Raw genomic sequence first — 19,530 nt, forward strand, 5'->3', positions numbered from 1 at the left:
GCTGTCGGAACGAGCGGGCAGGCGTAGGCTGATTCCCACGACGCCTATCTATGCGATCTGACTTACACGGAAGCAAAACGTGACTAACATCGTGACAAGGTTGTGCGTTTTGTTCTTGGTCGAACGTATTTCGGGTCTTGAAGGCGTCGACTATATGCACCGCTTTTATGTCCGCCGTGCTGCAACTTGTACTAATTGTAGAGGGCTGAGTCGAATGGAAGAGCTCAATGAACCGCCTAAGGGAGCTAATGGCATATTCTCTCCGGTGGACCCGAGTCGTGTCATAGCATCGCTGTCTCGCGACGCGATCAGCCTAGAATTGAAAACTATTGATCTTTGTTTTCTGGCCGGGCTCTATCTGCGTGCAGACAAGGCGGCTCTGGCTTCGTTCGAAGAGGAAGTACTCGTGGATCTCTTCGGACAGGTCTGCGATATCGTTGAACCGACCGCAGAAAATCCCCGTAAACGCGCCACCCATGCCATTCAAAGGCTCCGAGAACAACGCATGCTTGCTCGCGTAGATGGGGCGGGTGTGATTCATGCCGGCGAGTACGCCCTGACTCGACTGGCCGCTGCGGTAGTTGAGTATTTTTTAGCGGATGAGGCGCTTACTCGAGAGAGCCTGACGTTGCTGACTGGAACTCTTCGCGCACAGTTGGTTGCAATATTGGATATAGCAAAAAAGGCGACGGATGCGCGCGCATGGCGCGAGGGAGTTATAGGGCCGCTTCGCGTGACGGTGGGCGATCTTGTCGCAGGTATTGAACGTCGGCAACGGGGCCTCGATGCCCAACAAGAAGAGGTGCAATCCGAGATCGCTCAGCTGTTGGTGGAGGATTGGTTTCACGCGGTGAATCGCTGCCAGGAGCTGCTAGACACCACGACAGTCACGCTGCGTGAGTTGAATGAGGTCTTGCTCCGCGACACTCATCACTTGGTCGAATCTCTGCAGTACATCCAGTCGCTTGCCAACATCGCCCAATATTTCGAAGCTGAAGAGGTTGCTCAACGCGTGATTGAGCACGTGGACCGTATAGCGGATTGGGGAGGTGCTCGACAACGCGCTTGGTCTGAATACTACCGGCGGGTACACCGTTATCTGCGTGATGTGGTTCGACTGGATCCTGATCGAGCATTGAGTCAACGCTTGCTTGATCAATTGACTGCCTGGCCATCAAGGCCTTTTTACATGTTGGTGACGCAAGTGCCGTCGATTCGCCTTCTGCGTTCAGTGGAGCTGAAAGTCGAGCGGCCATTGGTGGCTCGTGTTCGCATTGATCGGGAGGCGAATCCGCAATGGGTCGAGCCCGAGGACAGGATTGCAGACTTGGAGGCCCTGACCAAAGCAGCTGTTGAAGGCGGCACTCGAACTCTTTCTGCAGTGCTTAGACAGGTGCTTGCTGGGCTCCCTGTGTCCGAGCATTACCTGGCTGTTGGGAGAGTCGTGAGCTTTCTGGTCAAAATTACCCACGTTTCCAGTGCGAGAGAACGCTTGTGGGAAAAAGTCCTTGGTGAACTGGAAGTTGAGGAATGGGACATAGGCACGAACAAGGAGAAGTTTTGATGGAGTCTGGATTTCAAACACTCGAAGAGGTTATCGGTGATGAAAGCTTTCCTGAGGTGGACCTCATGTTACGACGTGGTCGTCATATTGGCCGCGATGATGGTTTGCTTTACGAGTTTTTAGTAGATGCCCAGCCGTTGCTCGAGTTTTTTTACCATAGGTTTAGTTGTGAACTCGTTCAACGTAGCGACGGCTTTTTTTACCTACTGCCCATAGGGGATCGGCTAGGTCGCCGGCAGCTTTCCGCAGGTGAGATGTTGGTCGGGCAAACACTCGCTTTACTTTATCTGGATCCCTCGACCCTTCAGCATGCTGGCGTGGTGAGTCGCGAAGACGTATTGCAGCGCCTTTCCGGGCTCCTTGGCGCCGAACGACTGTTCTTCGCGCTACATCCGCGTAAGCAAAAATATATCGAACACACAGCGGGAGAAGCCATACGTTCTCAATTTTCGGAGGTACTGCGTCGCTTGGCTGAGTTGGGCTTTATCGACCTGTTCGAGGAAAGCCGTATTCGATTGCGCCCGGCCTTGATGCGTTTTGCGGACCCGATACGTGGCCTTCAGGATCCCCAGTTAGCGCTTGAGCAACTTATCGATCGTGGCGAGTTGGCGGTTGGAAATGACGGAAATGACGGAAATGACGGTGAGGAAAACGCAAAAGGTGAAGAAGGTAGCGAATTATGAGCCGAATGCGCGCGGTTGCTCTGGCGCTAGTGAATTGGAAGGGCGTTTTCTACGAACGATACCTACTCGATCGGCATGTGACGGCGTTGGAAGGCGCCAACGGTTCTGGCAAGACCACGGTGATGATTGCGGCCTACGTCGTGTTGTTGCCTGACATGTCCCGGCTGCGTTTCACCAACCTCGGTGAAACTGGCGCCACAGGTGGCGACAAAGGGATCTGGGGGCGTCTGGGCGAACTTGGGCGGCCCTCATACGTCGTTCTTGAATTCGCGTTGGAAGGGCAGCGTCGGCTGATTGCCGGCATACAACTGGAGCGCAAGAGCGAACCTTCTGTAGACCTCACGCCATTTATTATTTCAGGCTTGGAAGACAGCGTTCGCTTGCAGGACTTGTTGCTATTAGCCCAAGGTGACAACGAGGTGGTGCCTGAATTGCAGGAGTTGCGCGAGACTAGCGCCCGGTTGGGCGGGCGACTGCAGGTGTTTCCTTCTGCTAAAGAGTATTTCGCAACATTGTTTGAACAAGGCGTTTTGCCGATGCGGATGGGTGTCGACGAAGAGCGCAATAAATTCAATGAAATGCTACGTACCAGTATGACGGGCGGCATTTCCCGTGCGCTGACATCAGAGCTGCGCGGTTTTCTGCTCAAAGAGGAAACCGGTCTGGCTGACACCCTTCAGCGCATGAAAGCCAACTTGGATGCGTGCCGACGTACCCGTACAGAAGTCCAAGAGTCGCGACGCCTTGAACAGGAAATCGGCGACGTATTTCATTCCGGTCAGGCGATGTTCACAGCCGCTTTTCTGGCCGTTGGCGAGCGGGCTACCGAGCTTGAACGTCGCGTGGACGATGCTGAAAAACTCTACACTGAAGCAATGCAAGCCGACGCCAATGCCAGAGAAACTTTAGTCAGCACTGAAATGGAACTGGAGGTAATCGAAGTACAGCTTAGCGACAGCAATCGTTCGCTCACGCAGGCGAAGGATTGGCTGGAGCGCATGTGTGGTGCAGTTGATGCGTTACAAACATTGATTCACTGCCAAGAGGTTTTGAAAGAAGCGGAGCTTGAGGCTGAACGGGCGCTTGAGCAGCGTCAACTCGCCGAGGCTATGTTTGAACGTCGGCGCACAGAACGCCGTCGAATGCAGAATGACTATGAAAAAGCCGTACAGGGGCAGCTTGATCTAGAGGTCGGCATTGAGCAACTTTACCTTCATGCGGGCGCCTATAGACAGGCAACGAAGCATCTTAAAGCGGTACAGGATCTGTTGGAGGTTCCGACGCTCGTCGTTACCGAGTTCGACGGGTGGCAAGTTCATTCCCGCGAAGAGCTCGAATCGGTTGATCATGAGCGCCGAAAGCTGATGACCCAATTGGCCGATGCAGAAGAACATCGGAAACGCCATGAAGTAACAATTGCGGCTCTTATTGCCGTGGTTGGAGATGTACCGACGCCGGCGAGTGAAGCGTACCGGGTCGCTGGTGATGCTTTGCGCCATTACCGTGATGAGGTGGCCCTGGCAGATCGCTTGCCATCAATCAAGCAGGCTGTCGAATCGCAGCATCTTCTCGTCGAGCGTTATGCGAAAGTTCGCGCGCAGGCTGATCGATTAGCTGTCTCCTGGTCAATGGAGTCAGCAGTCGAAACGATTAAAACGCTTCTGGGCATTGCAGAATCTGAGCGGGAGGTTCATGAGCAAAAGAGTCGCGACGCAGGGCAAAGATTTGCGTTTGCTCAATCCGATGTACAAGACATGGATTTTCGTTGCAATGAGCTCGCTGTGCTGGAGCCATCTTGGCGCGAGCTCTCAACGAGAGCGCAAAGGATCAGCGAGCATTTAGGTGTTCAGCTCCTTAGTCGGGCCGATTTGGACTTGGCGCGCGGCATGCTGGAAAAGAAGTTTTCCGAGATACGCGATAGTGAAGTGTTTACCAGAGCATTTCATGAACGTTTGCTTAGCGAGTCCCGAGCGCTGCTCACTTCTGGCGGGCCATTTCCTGATGGCCTTCTGCGTTTACGTGATCAGGTGGGTGCTGATTTGCTCGCAGCCAGTTTCGATGATGTGGGACTTCATGAGGCGGCAATTTTAGAGGCGCGACTTGGCCCGTTGACTCAGGCTCTGATCGTCGATAACCCCGAGGAAGTCGCCAAGCATGTGCATCAACGTGCTGATTCGTTGCCAGATGTATTGTTAATTTCCCGAGATGCCAACTTGGAGCCATGGCTCCTCACGCCTGAGTTGGGCGTAGACAACAATGATGTGATCGTATCGGAGGGGAGGGCTTTACGCGTTTCGCGAATTCCGGAGCGCCCTCGACTTGGCAGGCGAGCTCGGGAAGTTCGGGCCGAAGAGTTACGCGCCGAGGCCGAACTCCTTGCGTTGGAACTGGACGCTTTGCACAGCAGACGAAGTTTGCAGGAAAAATTGGTTGCTGATGGAAATGATTTGCTGGCCGATCATGGACTTTGGCTTTCTGAGAGCCCCGCGTTAGCCCGAGTTGCTTTGCAGGAACGGATTGTTGCAACGCAAGTTTTGAGCGAGTCCTTGCGTGAGGAGATCTCTAGCAATGACCAAGCGGCGCAGGTACTTCATCCCCGTATCGATGGCTTGCGTACGCTGTTGTCTGAAGCCTTTGTGTTGGAGGTGCCAAATCCCGCCGAACGCTTGGCTCAGCTGGAAAATGAGCAGCGTGCGGCCTTGAATGCTATGCAGGAGCGGGCACGAAATAAGCCTTTCGTGGACATCATCGAGAGGGACATGTCCGTATTGCGTCAGCCGCCGCTAGAGGCTGATGAAGTCGAACGCCTACGTCTGCGTGTTACCGATCTCCAGTCTCGACGAGATCGTCTTGTTTCAGTCCTCGAGTCGCTTGAGTACCTGGTGGCTAATAGTCAGGCACTCGACTGGTCTGAGGCGCAGCAACGATTGCAGGTTCAACAAGCACTGTTACCGGCACTCCAGGCACAACTTGATGAGGCAAGGTCGGCTCAGGAAAAGGCTGAGTTGGATGAAGAAGAGGCCCAACGGAAACAGCAGACTGCAATCGAGTACTGGCAATCAGCTAATACTGATCGACAGGCTGCTACGCGGGACCACGTTACTGCTATCAGCCGTTTTGATGCCTTGGCAATTCCTTCTCCCAGCGAAGCGGCATTGCGGAACGCCGAGCAAGAAGTTGAACTCATCCACGGGGCGTTGAAGGGGCAGAACGAACGACGTGACCAATTGGTAGAGTTGATTGGAAAGCGGAGAAATATCGTCGAAAACACTCAGCAAGAGTTAATTTCAACGAGCGAAAAGCTAACCAGTGAACGACGCGAAGCTGATCCCGCAATCGCGCGATGGAAGCATCTGCAAGACATTGTCGTTGCCAACGGCTTGATGGCAGGTATCCAGTCATCACGAGAGCAATTTAGCGAGGCGCGGGGATCGCCCAATTTGCGTCAGCGTGCTCAGACGTCGCGCACATTGTTACTGGAGCGCCTGGGCCGTGCGCAGGGCGGTGATGTGCTGGTGAATCAATTTGTACAGCAGGAAAACGCGGACGCTACCACTGATGATGTTTATCTGGACCTTTGGCTCACGGTCAGGGATTGGTTGCGTCACCGCTTGCCTGCACAAATTGCTGAAGTTGATGACCCTCGAGAATCCCTCCGTCGTCTTCGAGACCAACTGTCGGGTTTGGAAGAGCGATTGATGCGCCAGGAAAACGATCTTCGCGGGGCGAGCGAAGACGTTGCCCGTGGCATTGATGTGCAGGTACGCAAAGCTCGTGGTCAGGTCAATCGTCTCAATGAGCGCTTGGTGGGGGTCAGTTTCGGCAGCATCCAACGTATCCGGGTGCGCCAGAGTCCCGTTGAGCGGATGGAAAATGTATTGCGTGCACTGCGCGATGGTGCTGCTCAGCAATTGTTGTTCCAGGAAAACATGCCGATTGAAGAAGCGCTGGTCGAAATTTTTCAGCGCTACGGTGGAAGCAAAAGTGGCGGACAGCGCTTGCTTGATTACCGAGAGTACGTGCATCTACAAGTGGAAATCCATCGTATGGCGGGGGCTGGCTGGGAAGTTGCTAATCCGACGCGGTTATCGACTGGTGAGGCCATTGGCGTGGGGGCGGCATTGATGATTGTTATCCTCAGCGAATGGGAGCGTGATGCCAACTTGCTACGGGGCAGAAGATCTCACGGATCGTTACGGTTTTTATTTCTGGATGAAGCCAATCGTCTTGATCCGGATAATCTTGGTGTGCTGTTTGATTTATGCCAGACACTGGATCTGCAACTGCTGATCGCCGCCCCTGAGGTTGCTCGCGTCGAAGGTAATACGACCTATCGCTTGGTCCGTGACATCACCCCTGATGGGCGAGAGGAGGTGCGAGTTGCCGGGCGACGTACACGGAGCGATTCGTGATGTGGCAGACACCGCAACAATGCCTGGCACTGCTTGAGTTGCTGGTGCGCTCGACACTGAAGCGGCGTAGTTTGCAAAACACCGTTTTTGATATTTTGATAGAGCTTCCCTGGACTCGCGCAACTGGCCGCCGAGACGAAATTGGTCTCGTGGCAGAGCATCGTGCGGAACTCGTTGAGCTGATTGAACGTGTCTGGCCACAGTGGCATGAAGCGCTGGCGCAGTTGACAGCTTACGATCTGCCACCTACACCCGCAGGCTGGGCAAAACTGCAAGACATCCAGCGCGCCAACAACTTGCCTTTACTTCCATTACGCCTTAACCGGCGCACCGCGGCGTCGTTGGTTGCGCCGCATTCCAAAGCGATACTTACTGCGAGCAGGCACGCAGCTCTAGGCGTTACTGAAGCCACTCACGATGGATTGGCCAGAATCCGACCTGCTAAGGGACTGGTGGCAGTAAGTCCCAAGGGAAATCTGGATCTTGAGGTTCTGGCAGGCGTCTTGGGTGAAGTACCTATACCTGAGCGAGCGCTACTGGACGGCCTAGTAATTCAAGGCGCCATACGTGCTGTATTGCTAGTGGAGAACCTGGGCGCTTGGAGGGATTTTCCAGAAATGGACGGCTGGTTGCTGGTCCATATCCCCGGTTGGGATACAGCAACGGCGCTCCTCCTGCTGAACGGCATTGATCAAAGTGTGCCTGTGATTCACTTCGGTGACTTGGATCCGAATGGAGTTCGAATTTATCTACATCTGCGGGACAAACGGCCCGATTTACTTTGGTTCGTCCCGCCATTTTGGGGCGAATGCGCACAACCTCGATCCCTTGGTGAGCCTTGGCCTGATGAACTTTCGCTTGATGGCGCTCCAGCCTTGCTGGTGGAACTTATAGAGAGTAAGCAATGGCTCGAACAGGAGCCACTGGTTGTCGACGCCAGAACGGTGAGGGCGCTAGAAGCCTTGTTACTAGCCACCTAACGCCCTTCAAGCAGCTCCGCCGCCTGATCCAGCAACGCCAGAGGCTCCTTGGCCTTATGAATATCCACCGACAACAACTGCCGAAACTTGCGCGCCCCCGGAAACCCGGTGCCCAGCCCCAGCACATGACGGGTGATGTGGTGCATCGAACCGCCTGCATCAATATGCGCCGCGATATAAGGCCGCAACTGCGCCAGCGCTTGCGCCCGAGTGATCACCGGCGCCGTGCTGCCGAATAGTTGCTGATCCACCTCAGCCATCACATAAGGATTGTGATATGCCTCACGACCGAGCATCACACCGTCGAAGGTCTGCAAATGCTCGTGACAGGCCTCCAGCGTCTTGATCCCGCCGTTGAGAATAATCTCCAGCTCCGGAAAATCCTTCTTCAACTGCGCCGCCACGTCATAACGCAGGGGCGGAATATCGCGGTTCTCCTTCGGCGACAAGCCCTCCAGAATCGCAATCCGCGCATGCACCGTAAAACTCGTGCACCCGGCGTCGCGCACCGTGCCGACGAAATCACACAACTCTTCGTAACTGTCCCGCCCGTTAATCCCGATCCGGTGCTTCACCGTCACCGGAATCGACACCGCATCACGCATCGCCTTCACACAATCAGCCACCAACTGCGGATGCCCCATCAGCACCGCGCCGATCATGTTGTTCTGCACCCGATCACTCGGGCAGCCGACGTTCAGGTTCACCTCGTCGTAACCGTGCTCCTGCGCCATGCGCGCGCAGGCGGCCAGGTCCAGCGGAACGCTGCCACCGAGTTGCAGGGCGAGAGGGTGCTCGGCTTCGTTGTGACGCAGAAAACGCTCGTGATCACCGTTGAGCAGCGCGCCGGTGGTGACCATTTCGGTGTAGAGCAGGGCGTTCTTGGAGAGCAGGCGCAGGAAAAACCGGCAATGCCTGTCAGTCCAGTCCATCATCGGCGCCACACTGAAGCGGCGGGAAGGCTCAGAGCGCGAAAGGCTAGTCGTTACGGGTGCTTCAGGTTTTTCGACGGTCATTGGTACTGATCTTTTATACGGCGGTTTTTACCCATTTTCCTTGTTGTTGAACGTCGATTGCCATGAAGTAGCAAGCGAATTCCGCAGGTAGCAACTGGAAATGGGCACGATCACATCACGCAAGCGCAAGGACAACTCGACGGCCTACACGGCGCAGATACGGATCAATAGGGACGGGCGCACAGTTTATCAGGAAAGCCAGACTTTCGACCGCAAGCAGGCTGGAGGCGTGACGCTCCGGGATTGAGGAAGACAGATCTGATACGCACCTGATAGCATCTGGCTATCAATTTCGATGTGCGTTTAGGAAGGGAGTCCATGCCAAAAAGAATTTTTGCCATAGCGCTAGGCGCTATGGGAGCTATCACTGGAATGCAGAGTGCTCTTGCCAGTGACAACCTGTTTAAAAGTTACGCCTATGACAGTCCTCTCGCGAATTACACCGAGGCCGCGGGCTTCTATGACTGCTCAGCAGATGTGGGAGCTACTGCAAGGTGTCTCGACGATGTGGGTTTTATCGATCATAAATTCACAGCGAGTCTAGTTTTCAGTGGTGACAAACTGGTTATTGTTTCGCTGTTTACGCCCTACGATCGCGATGTGTTCGCACGGTCAATTGGCGCTCTTTCCAAGACGTTTGGTCTGCTTGCACTGACTGATGGGAAATCGGTGTTGGACCTTGTTGATCTCGCAGGCAAAGTAAAAAACAAAGATGAATACGCCGCCAAGCTCTCAAATTACGAGAGTGTTGCTTTGGCCGCCAACGATTTGACCTACACCTTTTTTGAAGGAATTACCTCGGCCAGTGGTGCTTCTAGCGCTCATAGCGTGGTGGCATCAGCGCCTGACAACATTCGAGGGGCTGATTTGATTGTTTCTGGTGAGGGCGATGAGTCCATGATCATCATCAAATTTTCTTTCCCGAAACTCGATGAGCACAAAATGGCTCAGCAGGCCAAGAAGCCTGTCGAGGCTTTCTGACGTCGATCCTTGTTATGTAAAAAACCTCGCCAAAGCGAGGTTTTTTCATTTCTGGAGTTCACTACCACCGACAAGCCCTGTCTGTGACCGCGAGCGGGCGACTCAGGTTGGCCTGACTTTACGTACGATTCAGAACGACGGCATCAGGCCGCTTGAACTTGATGCGTCTGCTCCACGCGATGGCGGGACGTTCGAACAATAGATAGGCCATGGCCGAGAATGCGATGCACGTTGCAATGATCAGGACGGCGGCCAGTGCATCCGAGAAAAGGCCGGTTGGCATGAAAGCCCGGTAAACGCGCATGAAGAAACCGGTCACAGGAGAATGGAACAAGTACAGGCTGTAGGAAATCAGGGCAATTTTCTGCACGGGGTAGCTGGATATAAAACCCAGCGTGGTGGAGCGATTAACCAGGAAGCAGAACAGTAAGCCCGTCAACCCGGCAGCAATGGTGAATGAGTTTTTAGTTGCAAGACCGATAACAAGCGCCAATGCACAGTAACCAATGGCGATGTAATGGCTTTGTTTAGTGCCGCTCAGGGTTTGAGCGCACAGCACCCCGGCCATGAAGCTGAACCAGAACGCAATAAATCCGCCTTTCCAGCCTATCGCATGAATTATCCCGGCGGGCCACAGCAGCGCCAGCAATGCGCTGCCCCAAATCCAGAGGTTGCGACGCTTGGGTGTTACACCCTCTCCAGCACGATCGGCTAACCACAGCAGCACCGCAAAAAAGATGTAGAACTGCACCTCGATACACAGGGTCCAGAACACCGTGATGATGTTTCTGATGCCAAGGAAATCTTGGAGAAACAGCACGTGGGCGAGTATGGCCGTCACGCCGGGGATTTCGATTCCGGGTTGCCCAAGCATGTGTTTTACGGCGATCACGGCCACGCCCAGTGCAATGGCGGCGTAGTAGGGAGGGGCGAGGCGTACCAGGCGACGTGCCACAAAGTTTGTGGCGTTCACGTTATTCATTGGCACCCGGGATGTCGTGGTCGCCATGACAATGCCGCTTAGTACGAAAAATATAGGCACTCCCAAATGGCCTGCGTCAAAGACCATGTATTTCAACCAGCCTGGAATGGCTGCCAGCAGGGTTGGGATGTGATTTCCTTCGGATAAATGAAACAGAACCACCCAGAAGCATGCAAAACAGCGCAATGCGTCAACCAGGGCAAGACGATGTTTGTCATCAACGGTGATTCCACTCATTCAATGCTTCCTTTCTCTCGCGGCGGATGTTGTTTTTTGTGCGGGCACTGAACGCAGAGCTTAGCAGCTGCAGCAGCCTGTCGAACTTGCGAACACCACCGTCCACAGCCTTTTTGGAGGGCTCGGGAAATCGGAATACCTGAACAAATGCTGTCGCTGCGTGAAGTTTCACGATGCTGCCGGGTTCGCAGCCTAGGATGGACACTGAAGATTGCATCACCCCACCTCCGGCCACAGGGAACCTGAAAAATGATCTCGAACTTCTTCAAAGTCTTGCTGATCGGTGGTGCGCTGCTGTTGAGCGCCTGTTCGGGCGTCAGCACCCATAACGACTATTCAGAAGACCTCGAGCCGTCCGCCGGCTTCGGTCCTGGCCCGACCAATAGCCACAGTCAGCTGAACTTCCATGGCAGTGCATTGGGCAGCAGCTTCGGTGAATACGGTTCGGGACTGTTGCACGACGACTGACCGGCAACGGCGCGGTAATCCTGCCGTTGCCTGTTCGCCCAGCTTTTACCTGAAATAAGCCTATTTAGTCTCGGGCGTGGCGATCCACTGGCCTAAAACTTTCTGGTAGTTGCCCGTCACTTTGGCCAGGTGCAGCCATTGATCGACGTACAACTTCCACGTCATGTCGTCTCGCGGCAATAAATAAGCTTTCTCACCGTACTGCATGTACTGGCCTGGATTCACCGCGCACAAACCGGGTTTGAGTTTTTGCTGATACAACGCCTCCGACGCATCGGTGATCATCACGTCCGCCTTCTTGTCCAGCAGCTCCTGGAAGATGGTCACGTTGTCGTGAAGGCTCAATTGCGCCTTGGGCAGGAAGGCGTGAACGAACGCTTCGTTGGTGCCGCCGGCCGGTTCGACCAAGCGAACCGAAGGCTGGTTGATTTGCTCGACGGTCTGATACTTCGCCTGATCTTCGCAGCGCACCAACGGGATTTTGCCGTCGACGTCCAGCGTGGTGCTGAAGAAGGCTTTTTTCTGCCGTTCGAGGGTGACGGAGATCCCGCCCATGCCGATGTCGCATTTGCCCGCCAGCATGTCGGGCATCAGGGTTTTCCAGGTGGTCGGTACCCACTCGACCTTGACGCCAAGGCTGTTGGCCAGCGAGCGGGCCATGGCGATGTCGATGCCCGAGTATTCGCCGTTCTCGGCTTTGAACGTGTAGGGCTTGTAATCGCCCGTCGTGCAAACGCGCAGTTGGCCCTGTTGCAGGACGGTGTCCAGGTGCGAAGGGGGTTCCTGTGCTTGAGCGCCGGAGGATAGCGCCAGCAGGCCACAGAGCATCATGGTGCTTTTTATGGTTTTCATTGTTATCGGGCTTTTGTGATGGAGGGGAGCAAGCGGGAATCAGTGTAGTGAAAGCGCTTCTCGACTGTCATCCATGGCCCAATATCCCGTTCATTCCAGTGCGTGATACGTGCCAGGCAAGGCCCGACACGTATCCCTCCACACTAGTTGTTTATCCAACAGCCAAGGACCTCGAACTCTCGACATACGCTTCAATCGAGTTGGTAGCAGAGTGGATTCTTACGCCCTTGAGTTTATCGAGTGGCGGGTTTTCCCACGTCTCTGATGCGTTGATGGGACGGATGGGCTGTATAACAATCCCTTGGGGCGGATCAGCGACAAAGTCGAAGTCTTGAATGCCGTCTGGCGGGAACTGAATATAAAAACGCGGCAACAGTTTTGGGTTTGTCCAGCCAGCAGAACCCACCAAGCCAAATGCCTGGATGTGTAACTGCGGTGGGAATGATTTAAGTAACGTTAACTGGACATCCTCTACTTTCAATACGTCAGCCATTTTCGATCTCCTTTCGATAATTGCGCCGCTTTTTCACCTTGGCGCTTGGGTGTTGAACCCTATGGCTTGAAATCTGGTGGTTACACGCTAGTAAAGGACGCTCACCCTGTCCACTGACTGCCTTGGCCGGTCATCGGATGCTTTCATTCCCTACAGGGCGCCCATTTCCGGGCTCAGCGTTCCTAGCCAAGCCACAAGCCCGATAATGACCACAGCGGCCACCCACTCCACCACAACACTACGCCGCAACGTCTTGGCGGCGACTATGTATTTCCCCTCCCGCAACGACCGCTCCAGGAACGGCCCAAGGTGAAAGCGGTTCAACGCGGCGAGCACCAGCATCCCGGCAAACACCCCCACTTTGATAAACAGCAAAATCCCATAGGTACTTAGCAACAAGTCATCAAGCTTCGGCCCGACGATGAACAGGTAATTCACCACGCCTGTGACCGTGATGACGACCACGATCACCGCGCCCACCGATTCAAATCGAGCGACGGCCCGAGCCAGTAACCTGATGCGCTCTGCGGTTTTCAGCGCGTTGATTTTCGCCATCAGCACAAACGCTACCAGCGCACCCAGCCACGCGCCTGCCGCCAGCAGATGCAGAATATCCATCGCAAAATGCCAATAACGACGGCTGCCTTCGTCCATCGCCCCATGACCGCTCCAGGCCAGGCTGGCCAAGGCGATAGCGCCGGCAAAAGACGCAATCAGCAGGCTGAATCCCGGCGCACGGTCATTGAGCGTAACCGCCAAACCGGCGATAACCAGCACGGTGATGCGCGCTGCCCAGGCCAACCCGAAATCCGTCTCGAACACCATCATCTGGACATGCGGACGCAGCTCGGTGAAGTCCGACTCTCCGCTCATCGCACTCACCATCGTCAGCATGCCCGCCACGGACAACAGCACGCCGAACGCGGCCGTCACCTGAAGGATCGGCCGAAACGGCAGCACCGCCCCGGACACCCGCTCCCGGCCCGTAAGGCTGTAGAGCCCGAACAAACCCAGCCCAAACAGCACCATCAAATCCACATACAACCCAAACCGCAGTGCAATGCTGACCCAGTCGCTCATCAATCACTTCACTTTGAACGTAACGTTGCCGGTGATCGGGTGAGTGTCCGAAGACACCGCGCGCCATTCGACTTTGTAGCTGCCGGCGGGCAACGGCGAGAGCGGGGTGATGAGCATGGTTTTCGGGTCGCTGCCGCCGGTGACTTTGGCTTTCATCGGCATCGGGGAGTGGGCCATGCCGGGCATTTCGGTCATGACCAGTTTCGCGCCGGAAAACTGGGTCATGAGGCTTTCGGAAAAGTGCAGTTCGATCGTGCTCGGTGCCGCGCCATCCGCACCTTCGGCCGGGGTGGAGGAGAGCAGTTTCGGGTGCGCCTGAGCCAGTGTGCTCATGAGCAAGCCGATGACAACAGCGGTGGTTTTCATTGTGCGCATGCAAGGCCTCTTTACCGCTCGAAGCGGTTTTTTTTGATGGTGATGTGAGTGCGATCAGAACCACAGCCGAACGCCGAGAACGACGCGTGTTTCACTGCGATCCTCGCCATCGTCTTTGGCGAAATCGGCGGTTTTGCCGTAGGTGCGGTTCCAGGTCACGCCGATGTAGGGGGCGATTTCCCTGCGAATTTCATAGCGCAACCGCAGCCCGGCTTCGGTGTTGGAGAGCCCGGAACCAATGCCCCGCTGCGGATCGTTTTTGCCGTAGACATTCAGCTCGGCGGTCGGCTGCACAATGAGCCGGTTGGTCAGCAGGATGTCGTAGTCACCTTCCAGCCGCACCGCGCTCTGGCCGCCTTCGCCGATGAACGCCGTGGCTTCGGCTTCGAAGTTGTACAGCGCCATGCCTTGCACGCCGAACGCGGCCCAGGTTTGTGGGGCGCCGGGTTTGAAGTCCTGGCGCACGCCGCTCACCACATCCCACCACGGCGAGATTGCGTGGCCCCATAACGCCTGGACTTCAGCGTCTTCGGTTTTGCCGTTGTTGCGCTCGCCTTCGGATCGCAGCCACAGGCGATCGATATCACCGCCGATCCATCCCGATAAATCCCAGGCCAGCGCGCTGCCGTCGTCGGCGTCCTGCCATTCGAGTTTGTCGGCGAGGAAGTAGTGATTGAGTGCAGAGTCATGCACGTTATGGCCGCCGGGGCTGACAAACACGGCGGCGCGGTCGGCATCGGTCAGCGGCGGGATCGGCGTGCGGCTTTCAGTGGGCGCGGCGGGCTGCATCTGGCCGTCGTCCATGCTTTGCATCTGGCTATGGTCCATGCCCTGCATCTGGCCATGGTCCATACCCGGCATCTGGCTGTGATCCATGTTCTGCATGTCGCCGGTGGCGGCGCTCGCCGAAGAAAGCGTCAGGCCCGTTGTGCAAACGGCGAGAAAAATCGATGTAAGTCTGGTCATGGGTAGCGCCTCATTCTTCCACGCGAACTTCACGGAACATGCCCATTTCCATGTGGTACAGGAGGTGGCAGTGATAGGCCCAGCGGCCGAGTGCGTCGGCGGTCACCCGGTAACTGCGTCGGGAGCCGGGGGGCATGTCGATGGTGTGTTTGCGCACCATGAACTCGCCGTTTTCGTCTTCGAGGTCGCTCCACATGCCGTGCAGGTGGATGGGGTGGGTCATCATCGTGTCGTTGACCAGCACGATGCGCACGCGCTCGCCGTACTTGAGGCGCAGCGGTTCGGCATCGGAGAATTTCACGCCGTTGAACGACCACGCGAACTTTTCCATGTGGCCGGTGAGGTGCAGTTCGAGGGTGCGGCCCGGGTCGCGGCCGTCCGGGTCTTCGAAGGTGCTGCGCAGGTCGGAATAGGTCAGGACGCGGCGGCCGTTGTTGCGCAAGCCAAGGCCGGGATCGTCGAGTTTCGGCGAGGTGCTCATGGCTTGCATGTCCACCAGCGGGTTGTCGTTTTCCGTCGCGGGATGCGCTTGCATGCCGGCCATAGCGCTGTGGTCCATGCCGGCCATGCTGCCGTGATCCATCCCGCCCATGCCCATGTCATCCATGGTCACCAACGGTCGTGGATCGAGTGCAGGCACAGGCGCGGACAAACCCGCCTTCATCGCCAGCGTGCCGCGCGCATAACCGGTGCGATCCATCGACTGGGCGAACACGGTGTAAGCGTCCTGCGTCGGCTCGACAATCACATCAAACGTCTCGGCCACGGCAATACGGAATTCGTCGACGCTCACCGGTTTGACATGCAGCCCGTCCGCCGCGACCACCGTCATTTTCAGGCCGGGAATACGCACGTCGAAGTAGGTCATGGCCGAACCGTTGATAAACCGCAGTCGCAGTTTTTCACCTGGCCGGAACACGCCCGTCCAGTTCGAGTCCGGCGCCTGGCCGTTCATTAAATAGGTGTAAGTGGCGCCGCTGACGTCGGCGAGGTCTGTGGGATTCATCTTCATTTCGGCCCACATCTTTCGATCGGCGACCGTGGCGGCCCAACCGTTTTTGCTGACGTCGTCGATGAAATCGCCCACGGTGCGCTTGTTGTAGTTGTAGTAATCGGATTGCTTTTTCAGGGTGTTCATCAGGCTGGCCGCATCTTCGTCGGTCCAGTCGGTCAGCATCACCACGTGATCGCGGTCGTACTCAAAGGGCTCCGGCTCCTTGGCGTCGATCACCAGCGGGCCGTAAACGCCGGACTGCTCCTGAAGGCCCGAATGGCTGTGATACCAGTAAGTGCCGTTCTGCCGGACCTGAAATTGATAGACGTACACGCCGCCCGGTTCGATGCCGTGAAAACTCAGCCCCGGCACGCCGTCCATGTTGGCCGGCAGCAAAATGCCGTGCCAGTGAATGGAGGTGGTTTCCTTGAGCCGGTTCTTCACCCGCAGCGTGACCGTGTCGCCTTCACGCCAGCGCAGCAGCGGGCCGGGAATGCCGCCGTTGATGGTCATCGCGGTGCGCGGATTACCGGTGATGTTGACCGGGGTTTCGCCGATGAACAGCTCGAAATCGCTGCCCGTGAGCATCTGCGGTTCGCCAGGGCGGGTGAGCGCCCACACAGGCGTGCGCCATAACCCGAGGCCGCCGAGCAATCCGCCCGCGGCCAGCCCCTTTACGAAGGTGCGTCTTGAAGTGTTGGAGTGCATGCCGTTTTTATTCCCGGTCCGTCAGTTGGGAGACAACTTGACGACGAGGCTAACGGGCGATGCCTTTCAGCAGACTGAAGCGGGGATTACAGTTTTGACAGTTTCAACGTGGTGTTCAACGGTTGGTGGAAGGCTTGGCAGTCGACGCCACCGTCCTGCTACCGCAATTGATATACGAAGACTTTTTCAGCCAGCGCTGATCCGGGTAGTACGAAAACAACAGTTGCCCGTCTTTCATCGAGTCAATCAGCTTGTGCGCAATCGCCGGCCGTACCGCCGGGCAACCGAGGCTGCGGCCAATCCGCCCGTTTGCCCGTGCAAGCACCGGGCTGACATAAGGCGCGCCATGAATGACGATCGCCCGGTCGAAGGCGTTGTCGTTGAAGCCCGGTTCGAGTCCTTCCATGCGCAACGAATAACCGTTCTGCCCGACGTAACTTGACTGCGTGCGATACAAGCCCAGGCTGGTGGCGAAGCTTTCGTTTTGATTGGAAAACTTGACCGCCATGTTCTCGCCGCTGTTGCGACCGTGGGCAACCAATTCGTGAAACAGTAATTTGCGCTGTTTAAGGTCAAACACCCAAAGGCGTTGTTCGGTGGAGGGCAGGGAGTAATCGATGACGGCAAGTCTTTGGACAGGTGCGGCACCTTGGGCCAAGCTGCATTGAGAGGCACGGACGGCCAGTGCAATCACCTTGGCGTTAGCGTTTGGAGCGGCTTTGACCAAAGCGGCTTCAAGTGAGTCGGCGTAGGCTGCCGTGACTGACGTTGAACTCAGCAGCAGGGCCGTAATTAGGAAGCCGAAGCGGTCTAGCGCCATATGCGTGTCTCATCATGATTGTTTCGAGTCTAGCAGCGAGAGCGCGGCTAGCCGGTGAATGCGGGAGATTAAGGATTATCCATGGGGCAGTTAACAAGGTTATTCGTCATAAGCCGTGTATTTTTTATGGGCTTTCTGATCAGCGGTGCAGCGATTGCGCAAACTTCGCCGATCGAGCAGTCATCTCCACCTATCAACGCCAGTGAGGCTGCAGCGGATGACATCGTCGGTCAGACGATTCAAAGCATGCTGGCGCCGTTGGCCTCGGCGTTTCCACCGCTGCTCACATCCCCCAGGCATCAACGGGTAGACGTCAACCGTGTGGTCATGGATTTCTATATGCATCGCGGTTATCGCGCAGCGTGGACACAAGACAGTGATGTCACCCAACTGCTGAAAAGCCTGGGCAACACGCAAGCGGATGGTCTGGAGCCGGCAGATTTTCATATTGATGAACTGGCCAAGGCACGAGCGTCGATGCAAACCCCGGCGCAGCGGGCGAGTTTCGATGTCGTCGCTACCCGGACGTTCATCGCCGCGCTGCTGCAATTGCGGCGCGGCAAGGTCGACCCTTCGCGCCTGGACATTCATTGGAATTTCGACCCGGTCGGCGTCGATCCGCGTGAAGACGTGAACACCTTCTTCGCCGCCCTCGACAGCCATGACGTCGCCCGGGCATTCGCTCAAGCGCCACCGCAAGAAGCGGTTTATGGCAGCTTGCGCATGGGTTTGGCGCAACTGCGCAAGGTTCGGGATGCGGGTGGCTGGCCGAAGGTTGCCGAAGACAAGTCGCTCAAGCCCGGTATGGACGAACCTGCGGTCGCGCAGCTGCGAGCCCGTTTGGCGGCCGGTGGTTATCTGGCCCCGCAGCTGAAACCACGTAGCGACTACGACGCTGTCGTCACCGCGGCGGTCAAAAAGTATCAAGCCGAACAATACCTGGGCGCGGACGGTGTCGCCGGGGCGGCGACGCTCGCGGCGTTGAATGTGTCGGTTGATGCGCGGATCGACCAGGTTCGGGTGAACATGGAGCGTGCGCGTTGGTTGCTGTACAAACTTCAGGGCACTTTTGTCATCGTTGACATAGCTGGTTACAAAGTTGCGCTCTACCGCGACGGCAAGCCGATCTGGCGTTCTCGGGTGCAAGTCGGCAAACCGTTTCGCAGTACGCCGGTGTTCCAGTCAGAGATTACTTACGTCACGTTCAACCCTACCTGGACCGTGCCCCCGACCATTCTGGTCAAGGACATGCTGCCCAAGATTCAGAAAAATCCCGGCTACCTTGCCGCCAACCGAATCAAGCCCATTGACCGTGAAGGGAACTTGCTCGACCCATCGACGGTCGATTGGTCCAACCCGCGCGGCGTTACGCTGCGACAGGATGCCGGACCGGACAACTCGCTGGGCCAGGTTGTGATCCGGTTTCCCAATGAATACGCGATTTATCTGCACGACACGCCGCATCGCGAGTTGTTTGCTCAATCTCGCCGCGCTACCAGTTCAGGCTGCATCCGGGTCGAGAACCCGCTGCAGTTGGTGGAGCTGTTGTTCAACGATCCGGTGCATTGGAACAGCGCCGGGATCCAGGCGCAGTTGGCCAACGGCAAGACTGAAAACATCCGGCTTCCCGTCAAGGTGCCGGTGCTGTTGGCTTACTGGACGGTGGACCTGAGTAATGATGGTCGCGTGATGTTCAAGCCCGATGTCTACGGGTACGACTCTGCGGTTCTGCGGGGATTAAATCTGCGTTCGGAACTGCCTGCTCCGCAATGGCAGCAGGCAGGACCGCCTGCGCTGGCGGCCGGGCAAAAAAGCACTGGCGAGTAGCAGGGTGCCACAGTTGTTGAGGGCGGTTCCTGTTCATTCGGCGAAGCCAGTCCGCAGCGGCTGCAGCGACGCGGTTTGCGCCATGGTTGAAA

Annotated in this window: 17 protein-coding genes and 1 pseudogene; 8 read left to right on the forward strand and 10 right to left on the reverse strand. The window is 56.4% G+C overall.

All coding sequences use genetic code 11. The features are described from left to right. Window positions 1–79 precede the first annotated feature (79 nt). The 4 genes from J4E42_RS09805 to J4E42_RS09820 are packed head-to-tail and all read left to right on the forward strand — an operon-like array spanning window position 80 to window position 7,639. Complete coding sequence (locus J4E42_RS09805) at window positions 80–1,564, forward strand: condensin subunit MukF (RefSeq protein WP_310650441.1); 1,485 nt, start codon at window positions 80–82, stop codon at window positions 1,562–1,564. Then, window positions 1,564–2,247 carry a chromosome partition protein MukE gene (locus J4E42_RS09810; protein ID WP_259331673.1) on the forward strand — a complete coding sequence of 228 codons (684 nt, stop codon included), beginning with the start codon at window positions 1,564–1,566 and terminating at the stop codon, window positions 2,245–2,247. Before J4E42_RS09805 ends, J4E42_RS09810 begins: the two co-directional genes overlap by 1 nt. Further along, window positions 2,244–6,659, forward strand: a complete 4,416-nt coding sequence (gene mukB / locus J4E42_RS09815; protein ID WP_207285099.1) for a chromosome partition protein MukB — start codon at window positions 2,244–2,246, stop codon at window positions 6,657–6,659. Before J4E42_RS09810 ends, mukB begins: the two co-directional genes overlap by 4 nt. Continuing rightward, complete coding sequence (locus tag J4E42_RS09820) at window positions 6,659–7,639, forward strand: Wadjet anti-phage system protein JetD domain-containing protein (RefSeq protein WP_207285101.1); 981 nt, start codon at window positions 6,659–6,661, stop codon at window positions 7,637–7,639. The genes mukB and J4E42_RS09820 overlap by 1 nt, the downstream gene beginning before the upstream one ends. On the opposite strand, the gene dusA is transcribed toward J4E42_RS09820, so the two are convergent. Further along, window positions 7,636–8,655 carry a tRNA dihydrouridine(20/20a) synthase DusA gene (dusA, locus tag J4E42_RS09825; RefSeq protein ID WP_207285103.1) on the reverse strand — a complete coding sequence of 340 codons (1,020 nt, stop codon included), beginning with the start codon at window positions 8,653–8,655 and terminating at the stop codon, window positions 7,636–7,638. The two genes, J4E42_RS09820 and dusA, sit on opposite strands and share 4 nt — an antisense overlap. A gap of 100 nt (window positions 8,656–8,755) precedes the next feature. On the opposite strand from dusA, the pseudogene J4E42_RS09830 reads away from it, so the two are divergent. Further along, window positions 8,756–8,875 (forward strand): annotated as a pseudogene (locus J4E42_RS09830) (site-specific integrase); the annotation flags it as partial. A 98-nt stretch (window positions 8,876–8,973) separates the two neighbouring features. Continuing rightward, on the forward strand, window positions 8,974–9,636 hold the full coding sequence (locus tag J4E42_RS09835) for a hypothetical protein (protein ID WP_008037682.1): 663 nt from the start codon (window positions 8,974–8,976) through the stop codon (window positions 9,634–9,636). 118 nt (window positions 9,637–9,754) lie between these two features. Here J4E42_RS09835 and J4E42_RS09840 read toward each other — a convergent pair whose 3' ends face one another. Together J4E42_RS09840 and J4E42_RS09845 are read right to left on the reverse strand one after the other, a co-directional pair. After that, window positions 9,755–10,855 carry an acyltransferase gene (locus J4E42_RS09840; protein WP_008037681.1) on the reverse strand — a complete coding sequence of 367 codons (1,101 nt, stop codon included), beginning with the start codon at window positions 10,853–10,855 and terminating at the stop codon, window positions 9,755–9,757. Then, complete coding sequence (locus tag J4E42_RS09845; RefSeq protein ID WP_008037679.1) at window positions 10,836–11,072, reverse strand: hypothetical protein; 237 nt, start codon at window positions 11,070–11,072, stop codon at window positions 10,836–10,838. The genes J4E42_RS09840 and J4E42_RS09845 overlap by 20 nt, the downstream gene beginning before the upstream one ends. Before the next feature lie 32 nt (window positions 11,073–11,104). Between J4E42_RS09845 and J4E42_RS09850 the strand changes: the two genes are divergently transcribed. Continuing rightward, window positions 11,105–11,323: a hypothetical protein gene (locus J4E42_RS09850; RefSeq protein WP_008037677.1), complete on the forward strand. Its 219-nt coding sequence runs from the start codon at window positions 11,105–11,107 to the stop codon at window positions 11,321–11,323. Window positions 11,324–11,383: 60 nt separating this feature from the next. Here the strand turns inward: J4E42_RS09850 and J4E42_RS09855 are convergent, their stop codons facing one another. From J4E42_RS09855 to J4E42_RS09885, 7 genes are all read right to left on the reverse strand, one after another. Further along, window positions 11,384–12,175 carry a transporter substrate-binding domain-containing protein gene (locus J4E42_RS09855; protein ID WP_207285105.1) on the reverse strand — a complete coding sequence of 264 codons (792 nt, stop codon included), beginning with the start codon at window positions 12,173–12,175 and terminating at the stop codon, window positions 11,384–11,386. A gap of 151 nt (window positions 12,176–12,326) precedes the next feature. After that, on the reverse strand, window positions 12,327–12,668 hold the full coding sequence (locus J4E42_RS09860) for a hypothetical protein (protein ID WP_207285106.1): 342 nt from the start codon (window positions 12,666–12,668) through the stop codon (window positions 12,327–12,329). Window positions 12,669–12,818: 150 nt separating this feature from the next. Continuing rightward, window positions 12,819–13,748: a copper homeostasis membrane protein CopD gene (gene copD / locus J4E42_RS09865; protein ID WP_207285108.1), complete on the reverse strand. Its 930-nt coding sequence runs from the start codon at window positions 13,746–13,748 to the stop codon at window positions 12,819–12,821. 3 nt (window positions 13,749–13,751) lie between these two features. Next, on the reverse strand, window positions 13,752–14,123 hold the full coding sequence (copC, locus tag J4E42_RS09870) for a copper homeostasis periplasmic binding protein CopC (RefSeq protein WP_008037673.1): 372 nt from the start codon (window positions 14,121–14,123) through the stop codon (window positions 13,752–13,754). Window positions 14,124–14,177: 54 nt separating this feature from the next. Beyond that, window positions 14,178–15,089 carry a copper resistance protein B gene (locus J4E42_RS09875; RefSeq protein ID WP_207285110.1) on the reverse strand — a complete coding sequence of 304 codons (912 nt, stop codon included), beginning with the start codon at window positions 15,087–15,089 and terminating at the stop codon, window positions 14,178–14,180. A 10-nt stretch (window positions 15,090–15,099) separates the two neighbouring features. Next, on the reverse strand, window positions 15,100–16,791 hold the full coding sequence (locus J4E42_RS09880) for a copper resistance system multicopper oxidase (RefSeq protein ID WP_207285112.1): 1,692 nt from the start codon (window positions 16,789–16,791) through the stop codon (window positions 15,100–15,102). A gap of 115 nt (window positions 16,792–16,906) precedes the next feature. Next, complete coding sequence (locus J4E42_RS09885; protein ID WP_008037670.1) at window positions 16,907–17,611, reverse strand: murein L,D-transpeptidase catalytic domain family protein; 705 nt, start codon at window positions 17,609–17,611, stop codon at window positions 16,907–16,909. An 81-nt stretch (window positions 17,612–17,692) separates the two neighbouring features. Here J4E42_RS09885 and J4E42_RS09890 point away from each other — a divergent pair, with 81 nt between their 5' ends. Further along, complete coding sequence (locus J4E42_RS09890; RefSeq protein ID WP_207285114.1) at window positions 17,693–19,438, forward strand: murein L,D-transpeptidase; 1,746 nt, start codon at window positions 17,693–17,695, stop codon at window positions 19,436–19,438. The last annotated feature ends 92 nt before the right edge of the window (window positions 19,439–19,530 follow it).

This window comes from Pseudomonas sp. FW300-N2A2 (assembly GCF_017351735.1).
GTDB classification, from domain to species: domain Bacteria; phylum Pseudomonadota; class Gammaproteobacteria; order Pseudomonadales; family Pseudomonadaceae; genus Aquipseudomonas; species Aquipseudomonas migulae.